The sequence below is a fragment of the Pseudomonas sp. JL27(2026) genome (genome assembly GCF_056933555.1).
Map to the genome: position 1 here is coordinate 1,435,434 of NZ_CM167794.1, position 17,156 is coordinate 1,452,589.

Annotated in this window: 14 protein-coding genes; 6 read left to right on the plus strand and 8 right to left on the minus strand. The window is 59.0% G+C overall.

What is annotated here, in order from left to right; translation table 11 throughout:
- Positions 1–33: 33 nt before the first annotated feature.
- The 4 genes from AC1Z1G_RS06535 to AC1Z1G_RS06550 all read left to right on the plus strand — a co-directional run bounded on the left by AC1Z1G_RS06535 (position 34) and on the right by AC1Z1G_RS06550 (position 4,031).
- Positions 34–297 (plus strand): Os1348 family RiPP precursor, encoded by a 264-nt coding sequence (locus AC1Z1G_RS06535; RefSeq protein WP_483625818.1) that lies wholly within the window; start codon positions 34–36, stop codon positions 295–297.
- A 113-nt stretch (positions 298–410) separates the two neighbouring features.
- The gene (locus AC1Z1G_RS06540; RefSeq protein WP_483625820.1) at positions 411–887 is read left to right on the plus strand and encodes a GNAT family N-acetyltransferase; all 477 of its coding nucleotides are present in this window, start codon (positions 411–413) and stop codon (positions 885–887) included.
- 15 nt (positions 888–902) lie between these two features.
- Positions 903–2,063 carry an aKG-HExxH-type peptide beta-hydroxylase gene (locus tag AC1Z1G_RS06545; protein WP_483625822.1) on the plus strand — a complete coding sequence of 387 codons (1,161 nt, stop codon included), beginning with the start codon at positions 903–905 and terminating at the stop codon, positions 2,061–2,063.
- Between the two features lie 15 nt (positions 2,064–2,078).
- Positions 2,079–4,031: a multinuclear nonheme iron-dependent oxidase gene (locus AC1Z1G_RS06550; protein WP_483625823.1), complete on the plus strand. Its 1,953-nt coding sequence runs from the start codon at positions 2,079–2,081 to the stop codon at positions 4,029–4,031.
- 68 nt (positions 4,032–4,099) lie between these two features.
- On the opposite strand, the gene adeC is transcribed toward AC1Z1G_RS06550, so the two are convergent.
- Genes adeC through emhA form a run of 3 tightly spaced genes read right to left on the minus strand, consistent with a single transcriptional unit; the run spans position 4,100 to position 9,878 of the window.
- Positions 4,100–5,557, minus strand: a complete 1,458-nt coding sequence (gene adeC / locus AC1Z1G_RS06555) for an AdeC/AdeK/OprM family multidrug efflux complex outer membrane factor (protein WP_483625825.1) — start codon at positions 5,555–5,557, stop codon at positions 4,100–4,102.
- Positions 5,554–8,718 carry an efflux RND transporter permease subunit EmhB gene (gene emhB, locus AC1Z1G_RS06560; protein ID WP_483625827.1) on the minus strand — a complete coding sequence of 1,055 codons (3,165 nt, stop codon included), beginning with the start codon at positions 8,716–8,718 and terminating at the stop codon, positions 5,554–5,556. The genes adeC and emhB overlap by 4 nt, the downstream gene beginning before the upstream one ends.
- A gap of 2 nt (positions 8,719–8,720) precedes the next feature.
- Complete coding sequence (emhA, locus tag AC1Z1G_RS06565; RefSeq protein ID WP_483625829.1) at positions 8,721–9,878, minus strand: efflux RND transporter periplasmic adaptor subunit EmhA; 1,158 nt, start codon at positions 9,876–9,878, stop codon at positions 8,721–8,723.
- A 266-nt stretch (positions 9,879–10,144) separates the two neighbouring features.
- Here emhA and emhR point away from each other — a divergent pair, with 266 nt between their 5' ends.
- The gene (gene emhR, locus AC1Z1G_RS06570) at positions 10,145–10,783 is read left to right on the plus strand and encodes an efflux system transcriptional repressor EmhR (RefSeq protein WP_483625831.1); all 639 of its coding nucleotides are present in this window, start codon (positions 10,145–10,147) and stop codon (positions 10,781–10,783) included.
- A 1,330-nt stretch (positions 10,784–12,113) separates the two neighbouring features.
- Here the strand turns inward: emhR and AC1Z1G_RS06575 are convergent.
- The 3 genes from AC1Z1G_RS06575 to AC1Z1G_RS06585 are packed head-to-tail and all read right to left on the minus strand — an operon-like array spanning position 12,114 to position 14,682.
- A complete protein-coding gene (locus AC1Z1G_RS06575; RefSeq protein WP_483625832.1) occupies positions 12,114–13,163 on the minus strand; it encodes an alkene reductase in 1,050 nt (349 codons plus the stop codon).
- Positions 13,164–13,185: 22 nt separating this feature from the next.
- The gene (locus AC1Z1G_RS06580; protein ID WP_483625834.1) at positions 13,186–14,352 is read right to left on the minus strand and encodes an MFS transporter; all 1,167 of its coding nucleotides are present in this window, start codon (positions 14,350–14,352) and stop codon (positions 13,186–13,188) included.
- Positions 14,353–14,376: 24 nt separating this feature from the next.
- Positions 14,377–14,682: an ArsR/SmtB family transcription factor gene (locus AC1Z1G_RS06585; protein ID WP_483625835.1), complete on the minus strand. Its 306-nt coding sequence runs from the start codon at positions 14,680–14,682 to the stop codon at positions 14,377–14,379.
- 154 nt (positions 14,683–14,836) lie between these two features.
- Between AC1Z1G_RS06585 and AC1Z1G_RS06590 the strand changes: the two genes are divergently transcribed.
- On the plus strand, positions 14,837–15,412 hold the full coding sequence (locus AC1Z1G_RS06590; RefSeq protein WP_483625837.1) for an acyl carrier protein phosphodiesterase: 576 nt from the start codon (positions 14,837–14,839) through the stop codon (positions 15,410–15,412).
- Positions 15,413–15,499: 87 nt separating this feature from the next.
- On the opposite strand, the gene AC1Z1G_RS06595 is transcribed toward AC1Z1G_RS06590, so the two are convergent.
- Positions 15,500–16,291 (minus strand): lysophospholipid acyltransferase family protein, encoded by a 792-nt coding sequence (locus AC1Z1G_RS06595; RefSeq protein WP_483625838.1) that lies wholly within the window; start codon positions 16,289–16,291, stop codon positions 15,500–15,502.
- Positions 16,291–17,046, minus strand: coding sequence for an L-ornithine N(alpha)-acyltransferase (gene olsB / locus AC1Z1G_RS06600; RefSeq protein WP_483625840.1), 756 nt, complete (start codon positions 17,044–17,046; stop codon positions 16,291–16,293). Before olsB ends, AC1Z1G_RS06595 begins: the two co-directional genes overlap by 1 nt.
- Positions 17,047–17,156: the final 110 nt, after the last annotated feature.

The window sequence follows — 17,156 nt, forward strand, 5'->3', positions numbered from 1 at the left end:
TTTTGTTATGCCGAAATAACAAGGAGAAGTGCCATGGGTAATAAAGTCAATCAGGAACGCTTGGCTTCGGTTCTCGGGCGTGCGGTGCTGGATGAGAAGTTTGCCAGCGACCTTCACAAAGATCCTGCCGGCACCGCTAAAGGTATTGGCGTGCATTTAAGCACTGACGAGATTGCGGCGGTTAAAGGTATTGATGCTGCAAAGCTGACGGCGGCCTCTTCCGGTATTCGAAGCAACCTGGGTATCCGTGCAATCTTTGATACACAGAATCAGCAACAGCAAGCACGCATGGATTAACGGTCAGTGATGCCGTTTGGCGTACCACGGGAAGCGGGTTGATTTCTGCGGTGCGTCGAATGGCCCGGTTCAGTGTCATGACGCACAGTGGTCGAGCACGGAGTGGATGGCTGATGTCTGTCACCTTGGCTCCAATGGATAACACGGACTTTGTTACGTTCGCCCCAAGAGCCGTTGCTGAATATGGCGACGGCATGGTGATGGCGGGCGAATGGGCGCAGGAGGAAGCCGCACAAAAGGCCCGAAACGTCTTCGAACAATTATTGCCGCAAGGGCGATTGACCGAGAACAACCAACTCTGGGTGATCAAGGATCAAGCGCATCGTGTGGGTGAGGTGTGGGTTGCCGAACGACACGTCGCTGCCAGGAGGATCGCCTTCATTCTGGATATTTACATTGATCCCGAAGCGCGTCGCCAGGGGTATGCCCAACAGGCCTTGCTGGCCGTCGAGTCATGGGCGCGGCAGTCAGGGTGTGAGGAAGTACGGTTGCATGTCTTTGGTCGCAACAGTGCGGCTCGTCGTCTTTATGAACAATCAGGTTATGGGGTCGCCAGTTTGACGATGGCGAAGCCGTTGCCGCCTACCTAAGGGAAGGTTGAGAAAATGGATACCGGGAGCAGTGGTCAACGTGAGCTATCCGTCGACGATTTATTTCAGGGCACGACCTTTTTACCGGATTCGGAGCCCTCGCGATTTGACGTGTTACTGGAGCGAGTCAGTCGAAATCGGTACACGTGCTTTGCTGCACTGTACACCGAACTTTTTCATGTATTTAAAGATACCCCGCATTTGGCGGAGTTCTTTGAACAGGCCTTTAACCTTATTGTGCCGCCGACCCGCGAACAGCGTTTGATTATCAATGACCCGGTATTTCAGATATGGAATCTGCTGGCGTCCCATCATGCCAACCTGGTGATAACGAAAAAGTCTGAAGACACTCAGGTACTCGAGAAAATGCTCATCGAGTTTCCACAGATGCTGGCGCGCGTGCGAACAACGGACACGGCTCGTCTGAACGACTATTGCCCGCCGGTGTATCGGTTCAATGTCGATCCGCTGGTGGCGAAAGCCGTGCCTCCCAGTTATGAGTTTCCGGAAGATGAGGCCACTCGCAAACAGTTGGAATGCACGGGTTATTCCGTGAATTTCTTTTGCGATGTCATGAACATTGCCTTGTTGCGAATAGAACATACTTGGCCGGCCTGCCATGAGCAGTTCAGGCGGTTGGTCAAGTCGGTGTGTTATTTGCCCGATGGTTCATTTCGCAGCTGTTCGGCTTCGCGCTTCACCGGGATCATTCTGTTGTCGAGCCGGGATGATTCGATACTCGATATGGAAGAGTCACTGGTGCACGAGGCCACTCATCAACTGCTCTATCACATTGTCGAAGTGTGCCCGGTGATTAACGAAGACGCCTCGCGTGAGGCGATTTGCACGTTGCCGTGGTCGGGGCAGAAACGGGATGTGTATGGTTATTTCCATGCATTTTTTGTGTATGTCGCGTTGGTCAAATACCTGGGACGGATTCGCTCGCGCTCGTCCCGTGAGCTGAAACAGGCGCAAAACCGCCTGGTGTTCATCCTGCGAGGCTTGATCAAGGCGTTGCCAGACTTTGAAGGCAGCACCGATTTCACGCCTCAGGGGCGCCAGCTTCTGGAAAACCTGATCAAGGAGGTCAGGGATCTGGAAAACCAGTACGCCGGGCTGTTGGCGATATCGGGGAGGGCGACCGGGCTGGAGCGCTTGCTGGGCTTGACTGCTTGAGCTGGGGAGGCGGGCATGTCGATGTTTGATGCTTCGCAATTTCCCGACGCCGGCGTCGGGTTGGAATACCATTTGCCACCGGGTGGCTCTCAGGAAGGGCTCGACCCGACGGTCGAGCGGATTCTGGCTGAAGGGTTGCCGCACTTCGATTACGTCGAGTTCCAGCCAACCCACTGCATTCTGGAGCCGCGCCTGCTTGAAGTCGGCGCGCAGGTCCCGAGTTTGCTGCATTCCTCCAGTTTGTCCCTGGGCAGCGTGGGGATTGCGATGGACCGCGAATTTCTGAACATGACACGACGGCTGTGTGACAAAACCCGTTCGCCCTGGCTGGCCGAGCATATTTCCTGGTCGCGGTTTAACGGTGGCGACACCCGGCACTTCATTTTGCCGACCCTGGCCCAAGAGGTGGCTGACACGGTGGTGGCCAATGCCCTCGAACTGCGTGCGCTCAGTGCGACGTTGCTGGTGCTGGAGAACGCACCGCGACTGTTTTCATTGTACGAGGCCCAGGAGCCATCCGAAGGCGAGTTCATCTCCCAGGTGGTGGAGCGCAGCGGTTCGGGTTTTCTGCTGGACCTCGACAGCGCAATCACAACCGCCAGGACTCAGGGGTACGACCTGAACGATTATTTGCGTTCATTGCCGTTGGACCGATTGATTGAGATTCACACCGCAGACCCGCAGCGGGATTGGGACATCCTGCGTCAGTTGTGCGCCTCATCGCCGGTGAAAGCCATCACCCTGGAGTGGGACATTTCTCGCAAGAACGAGGACGCAGCGCTGTTGGCGTTGATCAGGGCGATCAAATCCCTGCGGCCTCACGCCTTGTTCTGGCAGGGGGCTGACCGGCAGGTACAGCCAACGCCGCCCGAGCAGGGCGCGCAAACCCTGTTCAAGCTCAGGGAAAGCACCTGGATCAGCGTGGGTTCGGCGTCGTTTTTTATCCGCGATCAGCAGCATGACCTGAGCCTGGAATTTTGCGTGGGGCTGTTGCCGTTGCTGCGCCACTTCCTGACGCCCCAGACGCTGGGCAGTGCCTTGTTGCTGCCGGGGGTTTTGCAGAGCCCCGAGCAGGATGACAACCTGGCGTTCCTGCGGGAACTGATCCACCACGGTGTCCTGCTGCCCCATCCATCGGCCGCTGCCACTGGCGATGGGTGCAACCACTCGGTCGATCTCTGGAGCCATTGGGACGCAGCGCTGGCGTTTTACCTGAGTACCCGCACCGGGTCGCACACGCCTTACATCAGCGTCAGTGACCTGGAAACGCAGCTGGAGAAAAAGGCCAGGGCGCGACCTCAGCCGTCGGCGTTCAAGGACTATTTCTCCCATCCGTTCACTGCCCTGGAAAACCCGCTGTTGTTGCCTTCCAGCCCGATGGCTCAATCGACGTTGCTCGATTCGCTGTGCAATCGCCGCACATCACGAACTTTCAGCGAGCAGCCGTTGAGTTCGCAGCAGTTGTCTGCGTTGCTCTACTACACTTGGGGCGCGACCGTCATGGAGCAGAACCGCATGGGCGATTACTTCCTGAAGAAAACCTCTGCGGCCGGTGGCTCGCTGCAAGGCACGGAGGTCTATGCGGTGCTGATGAATGTGCAAGGTCTGGAGCGCGGCGTTTACCACTATTCGGTACGCCGCCATGGGCTTGAGCTACTTGCCCGGGAGGACCCGCGAGCCTGGATCAGCGAGGCCTGTGGCGAGCAGGCGTGGATCAAAGGGGCGGCGGCGGTGTTTGTGTCCACGGCGCGGGTCGAACGGATGGCCTGGAAATACGAGTTCAGCCGGGCGCTACGGGTGGCGTTGATGGATGCCGGGCATTTGAGCCAGACCTTTTCACTGGTGGCCACGGCCTTGGGCCTCGGCAGTTTCACCACGGCGGCCCTGCGTGACGAAGTGTTTGAAAACCACCTGGGCCTCAACTACCTGGAGGAGCCGGTGTTTTTGGTCAATGGGGTGGGGGGGTGAACTGGTGTGCGGGTTTTCCCGAGGCAACAAAAAGCCCACCAAAGGTGGGCTTCGTTTTTACACGCTGATCAGAACATCTTCAGCTTCGGTGCTTCTTCTTTCACAGGCTCGTTCTTCGCCATCTGCGCGTTCCAGCCACCACCCAGGGCCTTGTACAGATTGACCTCGCTGGTCAACTGGGACAGGCGGTCGGTGATCAACGCTTGTTGCGCGCTGAACAACTGACGCTGGGCGTCGAGGAAGGTCAGGTTGCTGTCGACGCCAATGCGGTAGCGTCGCTCGGCCAGGCGGTAGTAGTCCTGGTTGGCCGCGACGAAGTCACGTTGGGCCTGCAACTGTTGGTTGTAGGTCTGGCGTGCGGCGAGGCCGTCGGAGACTTCCTGGAAGGCGGTTTGAATCGACTTCTCATACTGCGCGACGGTGATGTCTTTCTGGATCTTCGAGTAATCCAGGCTGGCACGCAGGGAACCGGCATTGAAGATCGGCAGGTTGATTTGTGGCTGGAACAACCAGGTCCCCGAGCCGCCCTTGAACAGACCGGACAGGTCGGTGCTGAGGGAGCCGGCATTGGCGGTCAGGCTGATACTCGGGAAGAACGCTGCACGGGCCGCGCCAATGTTGGCGTTGGCGGACTTGAGCTTGTGCTCGGCCTCAAGGATGTCCGGGCGACGTTGCAGCAGGTCCGAAGGCAGACCGGCCGGTACTTCGCTGAGCAGGTCATCGGACAACGGCTGGCTGGCCAGGTTGGCCGGCAGGCCGGTGCCGAGCAGCAGGGTCAGGCTGTTTTCATCTTGGGCGACCTGGCGGGTGTAACGCGCCAGTTGTACCCGGGCGTTTTCCACGGAGGTGCGCGACTGGCTCAGGTCCAGCGCCGAAGCCACACCGACTTCGTTGCTGCGCGCGGTGAGCTTGTAGCTCTCTTCGAAGGCTGCGAGGGTATCCTGGGTCAGTTTCAGCAGTTCCTTGTCGGCCTGCCAGGTCAGGTAGGCGTTGGCCACGCTGGCCACCAGGCTGATCTGGGTGCTGCGGCGTGCTTCTTCAGTGGCGAAGTACGATTGCAGCGCTTGCTCGTTCAGGCTGCGAACGCGACCGAAGAGGTCGAGTTCGTACGCGCTGACACCCAGGGTTGCCGAGTAGGAACTGGTGATGCCGGACTCGCCCGTCGGCGAGGCCCGCTGCGAAATACGTTGGCGGCTGCCGCTGCCGTTGGCCGACACGGCCGGGAACAGGTCGGCGCGCGAAATGCGGTACTGAGCCGCATAGGCGTCGATGTTCAGGGCCGCGACGCGCAGGTCACGGTTGTTTTCCAGCGCGGTCTGAATCAGTTGTTGCAGCGCCGGGTCATGGAAAAACTGCTTCCAGCCTTGTTCGACAGCGGCCTGGCTCGCCGCCTGGGCCGGCGAGTAGGCCGGTCCTTGCGGGTATTGCCCGGCAACGGGTGCTTCAGGCTGCTGATAATCGGGTATCAGCGAGCAGCCACCGAGCATGAACGCGGCGATGGCTAGAGAGAGTAGCGACTTGCTCATTGGCCAGCCTCTTTAAGGGTTTCAGTTGCGTCATCCTGGTCCACGTTCTTGCGTTGACCCATCGACGACACGGTGACAAAGAATAGCGGCACCCAGAAAATTGCCAGGATCGTGGCCGTCAACATCCCGCCGATCACCCCGGTACCGATGGCGTGCTGGCTACCCGAGCCTGCACCAGTGGAGATGGCCAGTGGTACCACGCCGAGGACGAATGCCAGCGAGGTCATGATGATCGGACGCAGACGCATCCGGCAGGCTTCGATGGCCGCGTCCCTCAGGCTGCGTCCCTGTTCATGCAGTTCCTTGGCGAATTCGACGATCAGAATGGCGTTTTTCGCCGCCAGACCGATGGTTGTCAACAGCCCCACCTGGAAGTACACGTCGTTGGACAAACCGCGCAGGCTGGTGGCAAGCAGGGCACCGATGATCCCCAGCGGTACAACCAACATCACCGCGATCGGAATCGACCAGCTTTCGTACAGCGCCGCGAGGCACAGGAACACCATCAGCAGCGACAGCGCGTACAAGGCCGGTGCTTGCGAGCCGGACAGACGTTCCTCATAGGACAGGCCAGTCCAGGAAATACCGACACCGGCCGGCAGTTTCCTGGCAATGGCTTCGACTTCGGCCATGGCTTCACCGGTGGAGTAGCCTGGCGCTGGAGCCCCGAGGATTTCCATCGCTTCGACGCCGTTGTAACGGGCCAGTTTCGGCGAACCGTAGATCCACGTGCCTTTGGCGAAGGACGAGAACGGCACCATGGTTCCGGCACTGTTGCGCACGTACCACTTCTTCAGGTCTTCAGGGCTCATGCGAGCGCCGGGCAGACCTTGTACGTAAACCTTTTTCACCCGACCACGGTCGATGAAGTCGTTGACGTAGCTACTGCCCAGGGCAATCGACAGGGTGCTGTTGATGTCGGTCAGTGTCACGCCCAGGGCGCTGGCCTTCTCGTCATCGATTTCGAGCTGGTATTGCGGTTCGTCGTTCAGGCCGTTCGGACGCACCTGTGACAGCACCTTGCTCTGGGCCGCCATGCCGAGGAACTGATTACGCGCAGCCATCAGCTTGTCGTGACCGATACCGGCACGGTCTTGCAGGAACACGTCGAAACCGGTGGCGTTACCCAGCTCCAGTACCGCCGGTGGTGCGAAAGCAAACACCATGGCGTCACGGAAGGTGAAGAAGTGCTGTTGGGCACGGGCCGCCACCTTGAACACGCTGTTGTCGGCGTTACGCTGATCCCACGGCTTGAGCATGATGAACGCCATGCCCGAACTCTGGCCACGACCGGCGAAGTTGAAGCCGGTCACGGTAAACACCGAGTTCACGGCATCGCCTTCACCGCCATCCTTGCCGGGACGCAGCAGGAATTCGCGCATCTCGTCGACCACCACCTGGGTGCGTTCGGCACTGGAACCGGCCGGCGTCTGGACCTGGGCGAACAGAACGCCCTGGTCTTCTTCCGGAAGGAACGCTGTCGGGATACGGGTGAACAGCCAGATCATGCCGACCACGATGATCAGGTAAGCCAGCAGGTACGGAGCCTTGTACTTGAGCATGTTGCCCACGCCGCGCTCGTAGCTGCGTACACCCCGGTCGAAGTTGCGGTTGAACCAGCCGAAGAATCCGCGTTTCGGTACGCCGTGCTCGCCCTTGGGAATAGCCTTGAGCATGGTGGCGCAGAGCGCCGGGGTGAAGATCAGGGCAACCAGCACCGACAGGGCCATGGCCGAGACGATGGTGATCGAGAACTGTTTGTAGATCACACCGGTCGAGCCGCTGAAGAACGCCATCGGCAGCAATACCGCCGACAGTACCAGCGCGATACCGACCAGTGCGCCCTGGATCTGACCCATGGACTTTTTGGTGGCTTCCTTGGGCGACAGGCCTTCCTCGCTCATCACCCGCTCGACGTTTTCCACCACGACGATGGCGTCGTCCACCAGCAAACCGATGGCCAGCACCATGCCGAACATGGTCAGGGTGTTGATGCTGAAACCGAAGGCCGCGAGGATCCCGAACGTACCCAGCAACACCACGGGCACAGTCATTGTGGTGATGACGGTGGCGCGGAAGTTTTGCAGGAACAGGAACATCACCAGGAACACCAGCACGATCGCTTCGACCAGGGTTTCAACCACACCCTTGATCGATTCGGTCACCACCGGCGTGGTGTCGTACGGGAACACCACTTCCATGCCTTCCGGGAAGAACGGCTTGAGGTCTTCGATGGTTTTGCGCAGTGCCTTGGCGGTGTCGAGGGCGTTGGCACCGTTGGCCAGTTTCACCGCCAGACCGGACGCCGGGCTGCCGTTGAACTGGGCGCTGATGCTGTAGTTTTCACCACCTAGGCCCACATCGGCGACATCGGCCAGGCGAACCTGCGAGCCGTCCTTGTTGACCTTGAGCAGGATTTCCTTGAACTGCTCGGCCGTCTGCAGACGGGTCTTGCCAATGATGGTGGCGTTCAGTTGCTGGCCGGGAGCGGCTGGCAGGCCGCCGAGCTGACCGGATGAGACCTGGACGTTCTGGGCAGCGATGGCCGTTTTGACGTCCACCGGGGTCAGGTTGTAGTTGTTCAACCGGGCCGGGTCGAGCCAGATACGCATCGCGTACTGGGCACCGAACACCTGGAAGTCACCGACACCCGCGGTCCGCGAGATCGGGTCCTGCATGTTGGACACGATGTAGTTGGACAGGTCGTCCTTGGTCATGCTGCCGTCGCGCGAAACCACGCCGATCACCAGCAGGAAGTTCTTCACGGCCTTGGTGACGCGGATGCCCTGTTGCTGCACTTCTTGCGGCAGCAGCGGGGTGGCCAGGTTCAGTTTGTTCTGGACCTGAACCTGCGCGGTGTCGGAGTTGGTGCCTTGCTCGAAGGTCGCGGTGATGGTCATGCTGCCGTCGGAGTTACTTTCCGAGGACACATAACGCAGGTTGTCGATACCGTTGAGCTGCTGCTCGATGACCTGCACCACGGTGTCCTGCACGGTTTGTGCGGACGCGCCTGGGTAGGTCACGGAGATGGCGATCGCCGGAGGTGCGATGCTCGGGTATTGGTTGATCGGCAGTTTGAGGATCGATAGAGCCCCGACCAGCATGATCACCAGGGCAATTACCCAGGCGAAAATCGGACGGTCGATAAAAAATTTCGACATGGTTACTCCCCTTTGCCGCCGGACGCTTTAGCTGATGCCTGTGCCGGGACCGGGTTCTTCGCTGCAACGTTGGTCGCTTCGCTGGCCTTGACCTCAACGCCAGGCCGGACGAATTGCAGCCCTTCAGTGATCAGACGGTCGCCAGCCTTCAGGCCGTCCTCGACCAGCCATTGGCTGCCAACGGTGCGGCTGGCCTTGAGTTGACGCAGCTCGACCTTGTTGTCCGGCCCGACCACCAGTGCGGTTGGCGTGCCTTTAAGGTCGCGGGTTACGCCTTGTTGTGGCGCCAGAATCGCTGAATCATTCACGCCGGCTTGCAACTGTGCATGCACGAACATGCCCGGCAGCAGGGTGTGATCCGGGTTCGGGAACACGGCGCGCAAGGTCACGGAGCCGGTGGTTTCGTCCACCGAGACTTCCGAGAATTCCAGCTTGCCCTGTTGCTTGTACTGGCTGCCGTCTTCGAGGGTCAGCTTGACCATGGCCGCGTTCTCGCCGGCCTTTTGCAGGCGGCCGCTTTCCAGTTCGCGGCGCAGCTCCAGCAGCTCGACCGAGGACTGGGTCACGTCGACGTAGATCGGGTCCAGTTGCTGAATGACGGCCATGGCGTCGGTCTGGCCATTGTTGACCAGTGCGCCTTCGGTGACATTGGAGCGACCGATGCGACCGGTCAGCGGTGCAAACACCTTGGTGTAGCGCACGTTGATCTGTGCGCTTTGCAGCGCCGCTTCCGATTGCAGGCGGTTGGCGACGGCGGTGTCGTATTCCTGGCGGCTGACGGCTTGCTCGTTGACCAGTTGCTGGTAGCGATCGGAAACCGATTTGGTCGATTGCAGGTTCGCCTGAGCGCTTTTCAAGGTGGCGTCATAGACCGACGGATCGATCTGATACAGCTGCTGACCTTCCTTGACTTCGCCGCCTTCCTTGAAGAGGCGCTTGAGAATGATGCCGTTGACCTGTGGGCGAACTTCCGCGATGCGGTAGGCCGTTGTGCGGCCAGGGAGTTCGGACGTCAGGGTAAAGGCTTGAGGTTTAAGGGTGACGACGCCGACCTGAGGGGCTGGAGCGGCCGGGGCCGCCTCTTCCTTCTTACATCCGCTGAGCAGAGATGCCAGGGCGACGGCAGTGACCAGAGCGGTAACAGCTGGCTTGAATTGCATGTAGATCCTCGGGTCAGGCGCGCAAAATGCGCACTCGAAAAGTGGAAAAGTAAAAAAATGGAGCCGGGTGGATAAGTAGCTTGCTAAGGAATATACTTACGTTCATGGTTGTTTGTAAATACCTTGGCTGTGTATCCATCCCGTCACAGAGGTCGTTTCAAGGTAAGAATTGTAGGCAGGGAATGAGCCCCCAGAGCGCTCGTCCCACATTTATTCAGATGATCTTTAAACGTCTCTGAAGCATTCCTGATTGAGGTTTTACTGCCATGGTCCGTCGTACCAAAGAGGAAGCTCAAGAAACCCGAAGCCAGATACTCGAAGCGGCAGAGAAAGCCTTTTATGAGCGGGGCGTAGCGCGCACGACGCTGGCGGATATCGCCACCCTGGCGGGGGTCACTCGTGGTGCCATTTACTGGCATTTCAGCAACAAGGCGGATCTGGTCCAGGCCATGCTCGACAGCCTGCATGAACCGCTGGATGAAATGGCCAGGGCGAGCGAAAGTGAAGAGGAAGTCGATCCGCTGGGTTGCATGCGCAAACTGCTGATTCATTTGTTTCATCAAGTTGCCCTGGACCCGAAGACCCGACGCATCAATGAGATTCTGTTTCACAAGTGCGAATTCACTGATGAAATGTGTGACCTGCGCCAGCAGCGCCGTACGGTCAGCCTGGATTGCAATGTGCGTATCGAACTGGCGTTGCGCAATGCGATGAAACGGGGCCAGCTCCCGGAAACACTCGACGCGGCCCGTGCGGCGATCAGCATTCATGCCTACATCGACGGCATTCTGTATCAATGGCTGCTGGCGCCTGACAGCTTCCAACTGCACGCCGAAGCCGAGCGTTGGGTCGATACCGGGCTGGACATGCTGCGCTTTAGCCCAAGCCTTCGACAAAATGCGTAATTGAGTCCGGTTGTGTCAACACTTTAGGCGAGCGAAGGTTCATTCTTTCTCTCGCCTTTTTGTCATGGGCTGCTTTTATATACGCATGCTGATTCGGTTGAAAGGTCGCGCGCCACGTATTTTGTAGGGGATTTGTTGCGCGTCTGTGAACGAGTGTGAGCGAGCTGTTTTCGAGGGCGCGGGGCGGTCAATCAACAGCATTGCTCTGATTCATCTTCACGATCTGCCGATTGCGCGGTCAGGCAAACGTATTGAATAGAGCGAGGGGGTTATCCGATCTGGATATCTACCAGGTAACTGTAAGGCGCTTTATTTGATGAGTTTTTCAACGTAGAGGTACAGTTTACGTGAGTGCTTCCGTATGAACTTACCTGGTGGTTCCACTTTGTGGTGTCAGGTGTGTAGTAGCCGTGTTTGACGTGAAGTTGAAATTCCGTCTCGATCATGAAGGCTTTGTCATAAGTGGTGTTGGAGCACAAGAAATGTCGCTTGGTATGTACTTTGTTTTCAGGGGTAGGGCTTCGATCTTTGAACTCGTATGTTGTTCTTTCACAGAAGTATGATGTTTCATAAGGTTCGATGAACCTCATTGAAGGAGGTCCGTCGGCACGGTTGCTGTTAGTGTCGAATAGTCCGAGTCCATCGGGTGTGTTGTTGGTGATGAAGTATATTGCCGCAATGATGTTTTCGTCTGAGTTGTCCTGGCTGTTAAATATATCCTCTTGGAGTGGTTTCGGGAGCATTGCCTGCAAGGGCGGGGCCCCGGCGGATGAACTGGATGTTATTTCGGCGGCGTGGCTGTGTTGGTTCCCCTTTATAATTGTTTGCACTGTTTTTGAGGGGGAGGGCTTGAGGTTGCTGAGTGAAGTAAAAAAGTAGACAGTTCATGCTGTAATCCTTGGCTTCTATGTTGTAAAAGATGGTTTTTCAGGTTTGCGTGTTGTTAAAGGGGGGGTAGGCCTACTAAATAGGCGTCGTTACTTTAGGTTCGGTATTATTCTTCTCCAATATGAACATCCAAGCAGTAGCTCTCTGGTGATCGTCCATCCTTGTGGTACTTCTTGGAAGATTCAGTGCGGTCCTCGTTTATGTTAATTCCTTTTGAGGAGGGTCTGTGTTGTAGGTTGTCTTTGTTAGGGGTTAGTTGTAGCGGGTTGAGTGTCGATGTTAGTGAGGGTGTTGAATGGTGAATATTATTTTCTAATTGTTATTGTTGGGTTGGAGCGGCTGTTGTTAATAAGGTTGCGATAAGTGGGTGGGGTGGTCGTTCTCGGTAATAAAAAAGCCCCGGCTCTTTCGAGTCGGGGCTTTTTCATTTCACTGTTGAAGCTTACATCGCCGGGTAGTCGATATAACCGACAGGCCCTTTGCCATAGAACAGTTCCGGGCGCGCTTCGTTCAACGGCGCATCGGCCTGCAGACGCGCTGGCAGGTCCGGGTTGGCAATGAAGGGCACGCCGAAGGCAACGGCGTCAGCCTTGCCGCTGGCCAGCCAGGCGTTGGCGCTGTCTTTGGTGAAGCGCTCGTTGGCGATGTACGGACCACCGAAGGCTTCTTTCAGGCGTGGGCCCAGGCTGTCACCGGCTTCTTTCTCACGGGAGCAGATGAAGGCGATACCACGTTTGCCCAGTTCGCGAGCGACGTAGGTGAAGGTTTCGGCCAGGTTGTCGTCGCCCATGTCATGGGAGTCGGCACGCGGTGCAAGGTGCACACCGACGCGGCCCGCGCCCCAGACTTCGATCGCGGCGTCGGTGACTTCCAGCAACAGGCGAGCGCGGTTTTCCAGGGAACCACCGTAGTTATCCGTACGCTGGTTGGTGCTGCTTTGCAGGAACTGGTCGAGCAGGTAACCGTTGGCACCGTGGATTTCCACGCCGTCGAAACCGGCGGCTTTGGCGTTTTCCGCGCCAACGCGGTAAGCGTCGACGATGTCGGCGATTTCAGCGGTTTCCAGTGCGCGCGGTGTCGGGTAGTCGGCCAGTGGGCGAACCAGGCTGACATGACCTTTTGGCTGGATGGCACTCGGTGCAACCGGGGCTTCGCCGTTCAGGTAGGAGGGGTGGGACACCCGGCCGACGTGCCACAGTTGCAGGAATATTTTACCGCCCGCGCCGTGGATGGCTTTAGTCACGTTGCTCCAGCCACGCACCTGATCGTTGGACCAGATGCCGGGGGTGTCCGGGTAGCCAACACCCATCGGCGTGACCGACGTGGCCTCGCTGAGAATCAGGCCGGCGGAGGCGCGCTGTACGTAGTACTCGGCCATCAGGGCGTTCGGCACACGGCCTTCATCGGCGCGGCAGCGGGTGAGTGGCGCCATGATGATGCGGTTTGCAAGCGTAAGGTCGCCGAGTGTGATCGGATCGAAAATAGTCGTCATGAGATACAACCCTCGTTAGTGATCAGTTCGTAGCAGGAGCCAGCTCGGCATTGCCGCTCTGACGGAAAGTAATCAGGGTCACCAGCAGCGCCATGACCGCCAGCGCCGCTGCCGCGAGGGGCACGCTGGTCAGGCCGAAACCGTGGGCGATGACGCTGCCGCCGACCCAGGCACCCAAGGCGTTGCCCAGGTTGAAAGCGCCAATGTTCAGGGTCGACACCAGGTTGGGTGCGGCCTTGCCGAAGGTCACCACGTTGACTTGCAACGCCGGTACGGCGGCGAAGGAGGCGGCAGCCCAGAGGAACAGGGTGATTTCGGTTGGAATCACCGCGACGCTGGTCCAGCTCAGGACGGTCGAGACCACGGCCATGGAAATGAACACGCCAATCAAGGTCGCGGCCAGGCGTTTGTCCGCCAGTTTGCCGCCGATGATGTTGCCCACCGTCAGACCGAGGCCGATCAGCAACAGCGTCCAGGTCACACCTTTTGGCGAGACGCCGGTGACGTCGCCCAGCAGCGGCGCGACGTAAGTGAAGAGGGTGAACATCGACGCGGAGAACAGCACCGTCATGCTCAACGACAGCCAGATCCCGGCACCGGTGAGGGCTGCCAGTTCGGCGCGCATGTCGAGCTTTTCTTCGTCACGTTTGGCCGGCAGGAAACGGATCAGGCCGATCAGCGCGATCACGCCAATCACGGTCACTGCCCAGAAGGTCGAACGCCAGCCGGCTTCCTGACCCAGTGCAGTGCCCAGCGGTACGCCGAGGACGTTGGCCAGGGTCAGGCCGGTGAACATCAGTGCGACCGCCGAAGCCCGCTTGTTGGCCGGCACCAGGCTTGCCGCCACCACCGAACCAATGCCGAAGAACGCACCGTGGCACAGGGCGGTGACGACACGGGCGAACATCAGCACGTTGTAGTCGCTGGCCATTGCACAGAGCAGGTTGCCGACGATGAAAATCCCCATCAACGCGACCAGTGCCGCCTTGCGCGGCAGCCTGGCGGTGGCCAGCGCCATGAACGGCGCACCGATGGCCACGCCCAGGGCGTAACCGGTCACCAGCCAGCCGGCACCGGGAATCGATACCCCGAGGTCAGCCGCCACGTCGGGCAGCAAACCCATGATGACGAACTCGGTGGTGCCGATGGCGAAGGCGCTCAAGGCCAGGATGAGGAGCGAGAGAGGCATTGTTGAATCCTTTTGGAGCTCGGGTCAGAGCTCTTTGCTGAGGGCATCGAGGAAGGCCTGAATGGTCTCCTCGTTGCGTTTGTAGAAGTGCCACTGGCCAACTTTCTGACTGCGGATCAGGCCCGCGCGGTGCAGGGTCGCCAGGTGTGCGGACACAGTCGACTGCGACAGGCCGCAGCGTTGATCGATTTGCCCGCAGCAGACGCCATAGTCGGTGCTGTGCTCTTGGTCGGGGAATTGGGTCGCGGGGTCTTTCAGCCAGTTGAGGATGTCTCGCCGTACTGGGTGTGCCAGGGCTTTTATTATTTCGTCGAGGTCAAGGGTGGACATGGCAGTGCTCGTGTTGGGTAAAACGTTATATCGCGATGAGGCGAACTTTAAATCGGTACTTCGCGATATACCAATATGATTTTGATCTGAGATCAGCTTGAATCGGTATATCGAGTTATAACGATATGAATGGCGCAGTGCTAAGCTACGCGCCATGAACTATCTCGCACATCTTCACCTCGGTGGCCAGCGTCCCGGTCAATTGCTCGGCAGTTTGTATGGCGATTTCGTCAAGGGGCGGCTGCAAGGGCAGTACGCGCCGGAGATCGAAGCGGCTATTGCGCTGCATCGCAGCATCGATGTGTTTACCGACCGCCATCCTCTGGTGGACACCGCGTTGTCGCGGTTTTCCATCACCCGCCGGCGTTATGCCGGGATTGTGCTCGACGTGTTTTTTGATCACTGCCTGGCGCGGGACTGGACGCTATACGCCGACCGGCCGCTTGCGCTGTTCACCTCGGATGTCTACCGCGTGCTGGCCGCCGAACCACAATTGCCAGGACGGTTGGCGCAGATCGCCCCGCACATGGCCGCGAATGACTGGCTGGGTTCCTATCGGGAGTTTGCGGTGCTGGACCAGGTGTTGCGGGGCATCTCACGGCGCCTGTCGCGACCCGAAGAACTGGCCGCCGCGATGCAGGAACTGGAGCGGTTGTATGAACCATTGAGCGAGGATTTTCGGCTGTTCTACCCGAAGTTGCAGGCATTCGCTGCAACGCCGCGAAGCTGATGTGTGAGCGAGCCTGCTCGCGATGAGGGCCTGACAGCCAACATTGTCGGTGACTGACGAACCGCTATCGCGAGCAGGGGATTTGCGTCAGGCGGCTATCGCAGGACGCAAAGGGCGTTGCTGTGTTTCTGGAACTGTCCCAAACAATGCCTTCTGCACGGCTTGTTGCGCCGCAAACGCCAGTGCCGCGCGTTCCTGGCCGTGGCTGGCAATCGGCTTGAGCAGATGAACCTCCACGTCGCCCTGATCGTTGGCAAACAGGCGCATCAGGTGCGAGAGCAAGTCGTCGTCCCCAATGAACGGAGCCAGAGAGTCGATCTCACCGTCGCGCAGGTAACGGATCGCCACCGGTTGCAACGCCACCTGCGCGTCGATGGCGGCAGACAGCAAGCGACCGTGAAAAGTGCGCAGGGCGCGGCCATCAGTGGTGGTGCCTTCGGGAAACATCAGCAGCGGATGGTCTTGCTCGAGGTGACGGCTCATTTGTTTGCGGATCAATTGGCTGTCGCCTGAACCGCGACGTATGAACAAGCTGCCGGCCTTGGCCGCCAACCAGCCCGCCACCGGCCAGGTACGCACTTCGGCCTTGGACAGGAACGACAGCGGTGTGAGCATGCCCAGCAAAGGGATATCGGTCCAGGACACGTGGTTGCTGACCCAAAGCATGGGTTGAGTGGGTAGTTCCCCGTGGACCGTCACGCGAAACGGCAAGGCGTTGCCCAGGCGTGCCATGAAAAATCGCGACCAGCGCTGGCGCCGCACCATCGAATGGGCGATCCCCATGCGTTCGAGCAGCCCGAACACGCTGGCCATGCTCAGGCCCAGCGCCACCACCACCAGCACCCGCGCGATCCGCGCGTACACCCGCAGCCGGCTCATTACACAGCCGCCTTGAAGTGCTTGGCGTAACGCGGGCAGAGTTCGTCGCGCTTGAGCAGGATGAACACGTCGGCGACCTGGAAGTCTTCATCCCAGCACGGCTCGCCGCAGATCTTCGCGCCCAGACGCATATACGCCTTGAGCAGCGGTGGCATTTCAGCGATCACGTTGGAGGGCACATCGAGGGATGGCAGCGGTTTCTTCGGCTCGGCGCGCAGGTGTTCGGTGCACAGGTAGCGTTCGCGCAGCCGCTGCATGATCGCCTGGGCCTGAATCCCGCCGTCCTGCATCGGGATGCTCGCGCAACCCATCAAATAGCTGTAGCCACCCTGATTCAGGACTTCGGCCAGTTCGCCCCAGAGCACGGCAATGGTGCCGCCGTTGCGGTAGGCCGGGTCGACGCAGGTACGGCCGATTTCCAGGATCGGGCCTTTGAGGTGCACCAGCCCGTGCAGGCTGAATTCTTCTTCACTGTAAAAACGCCCCAGGCTGCTGGCGGCCTGGTGGTCGAGCAAGCGAGTCGTGGCCACCAGGCGCCCGGTGTTCAGATCGCGTACGCCGATGTGGGCGCAGTGAACATCATAGTCGTCCATGTCCAGACCCAGCTCCGCGCCTTTGAGCTTGGCGTTGAACTCGCCGCTGAACACGTTGAAGCGCAGGGCCTGGGCTTCCTGCAAGGCACTGGCGCCGATCAGGCGTTCGGCTTGCAGGCGGCGTTCATTGCCGGTTTCGCTGATGCGGGCGATCTGAGTCATGGCGAATCTCCGTACGGGCTGCTCACCCGTCGTGGGTTGCAGTCGATCGACTTTGTTGTGCAAAGTCAGGCTATGTAGCCCCGGTGTCATCGCCATGAAGCTTTGGTGAT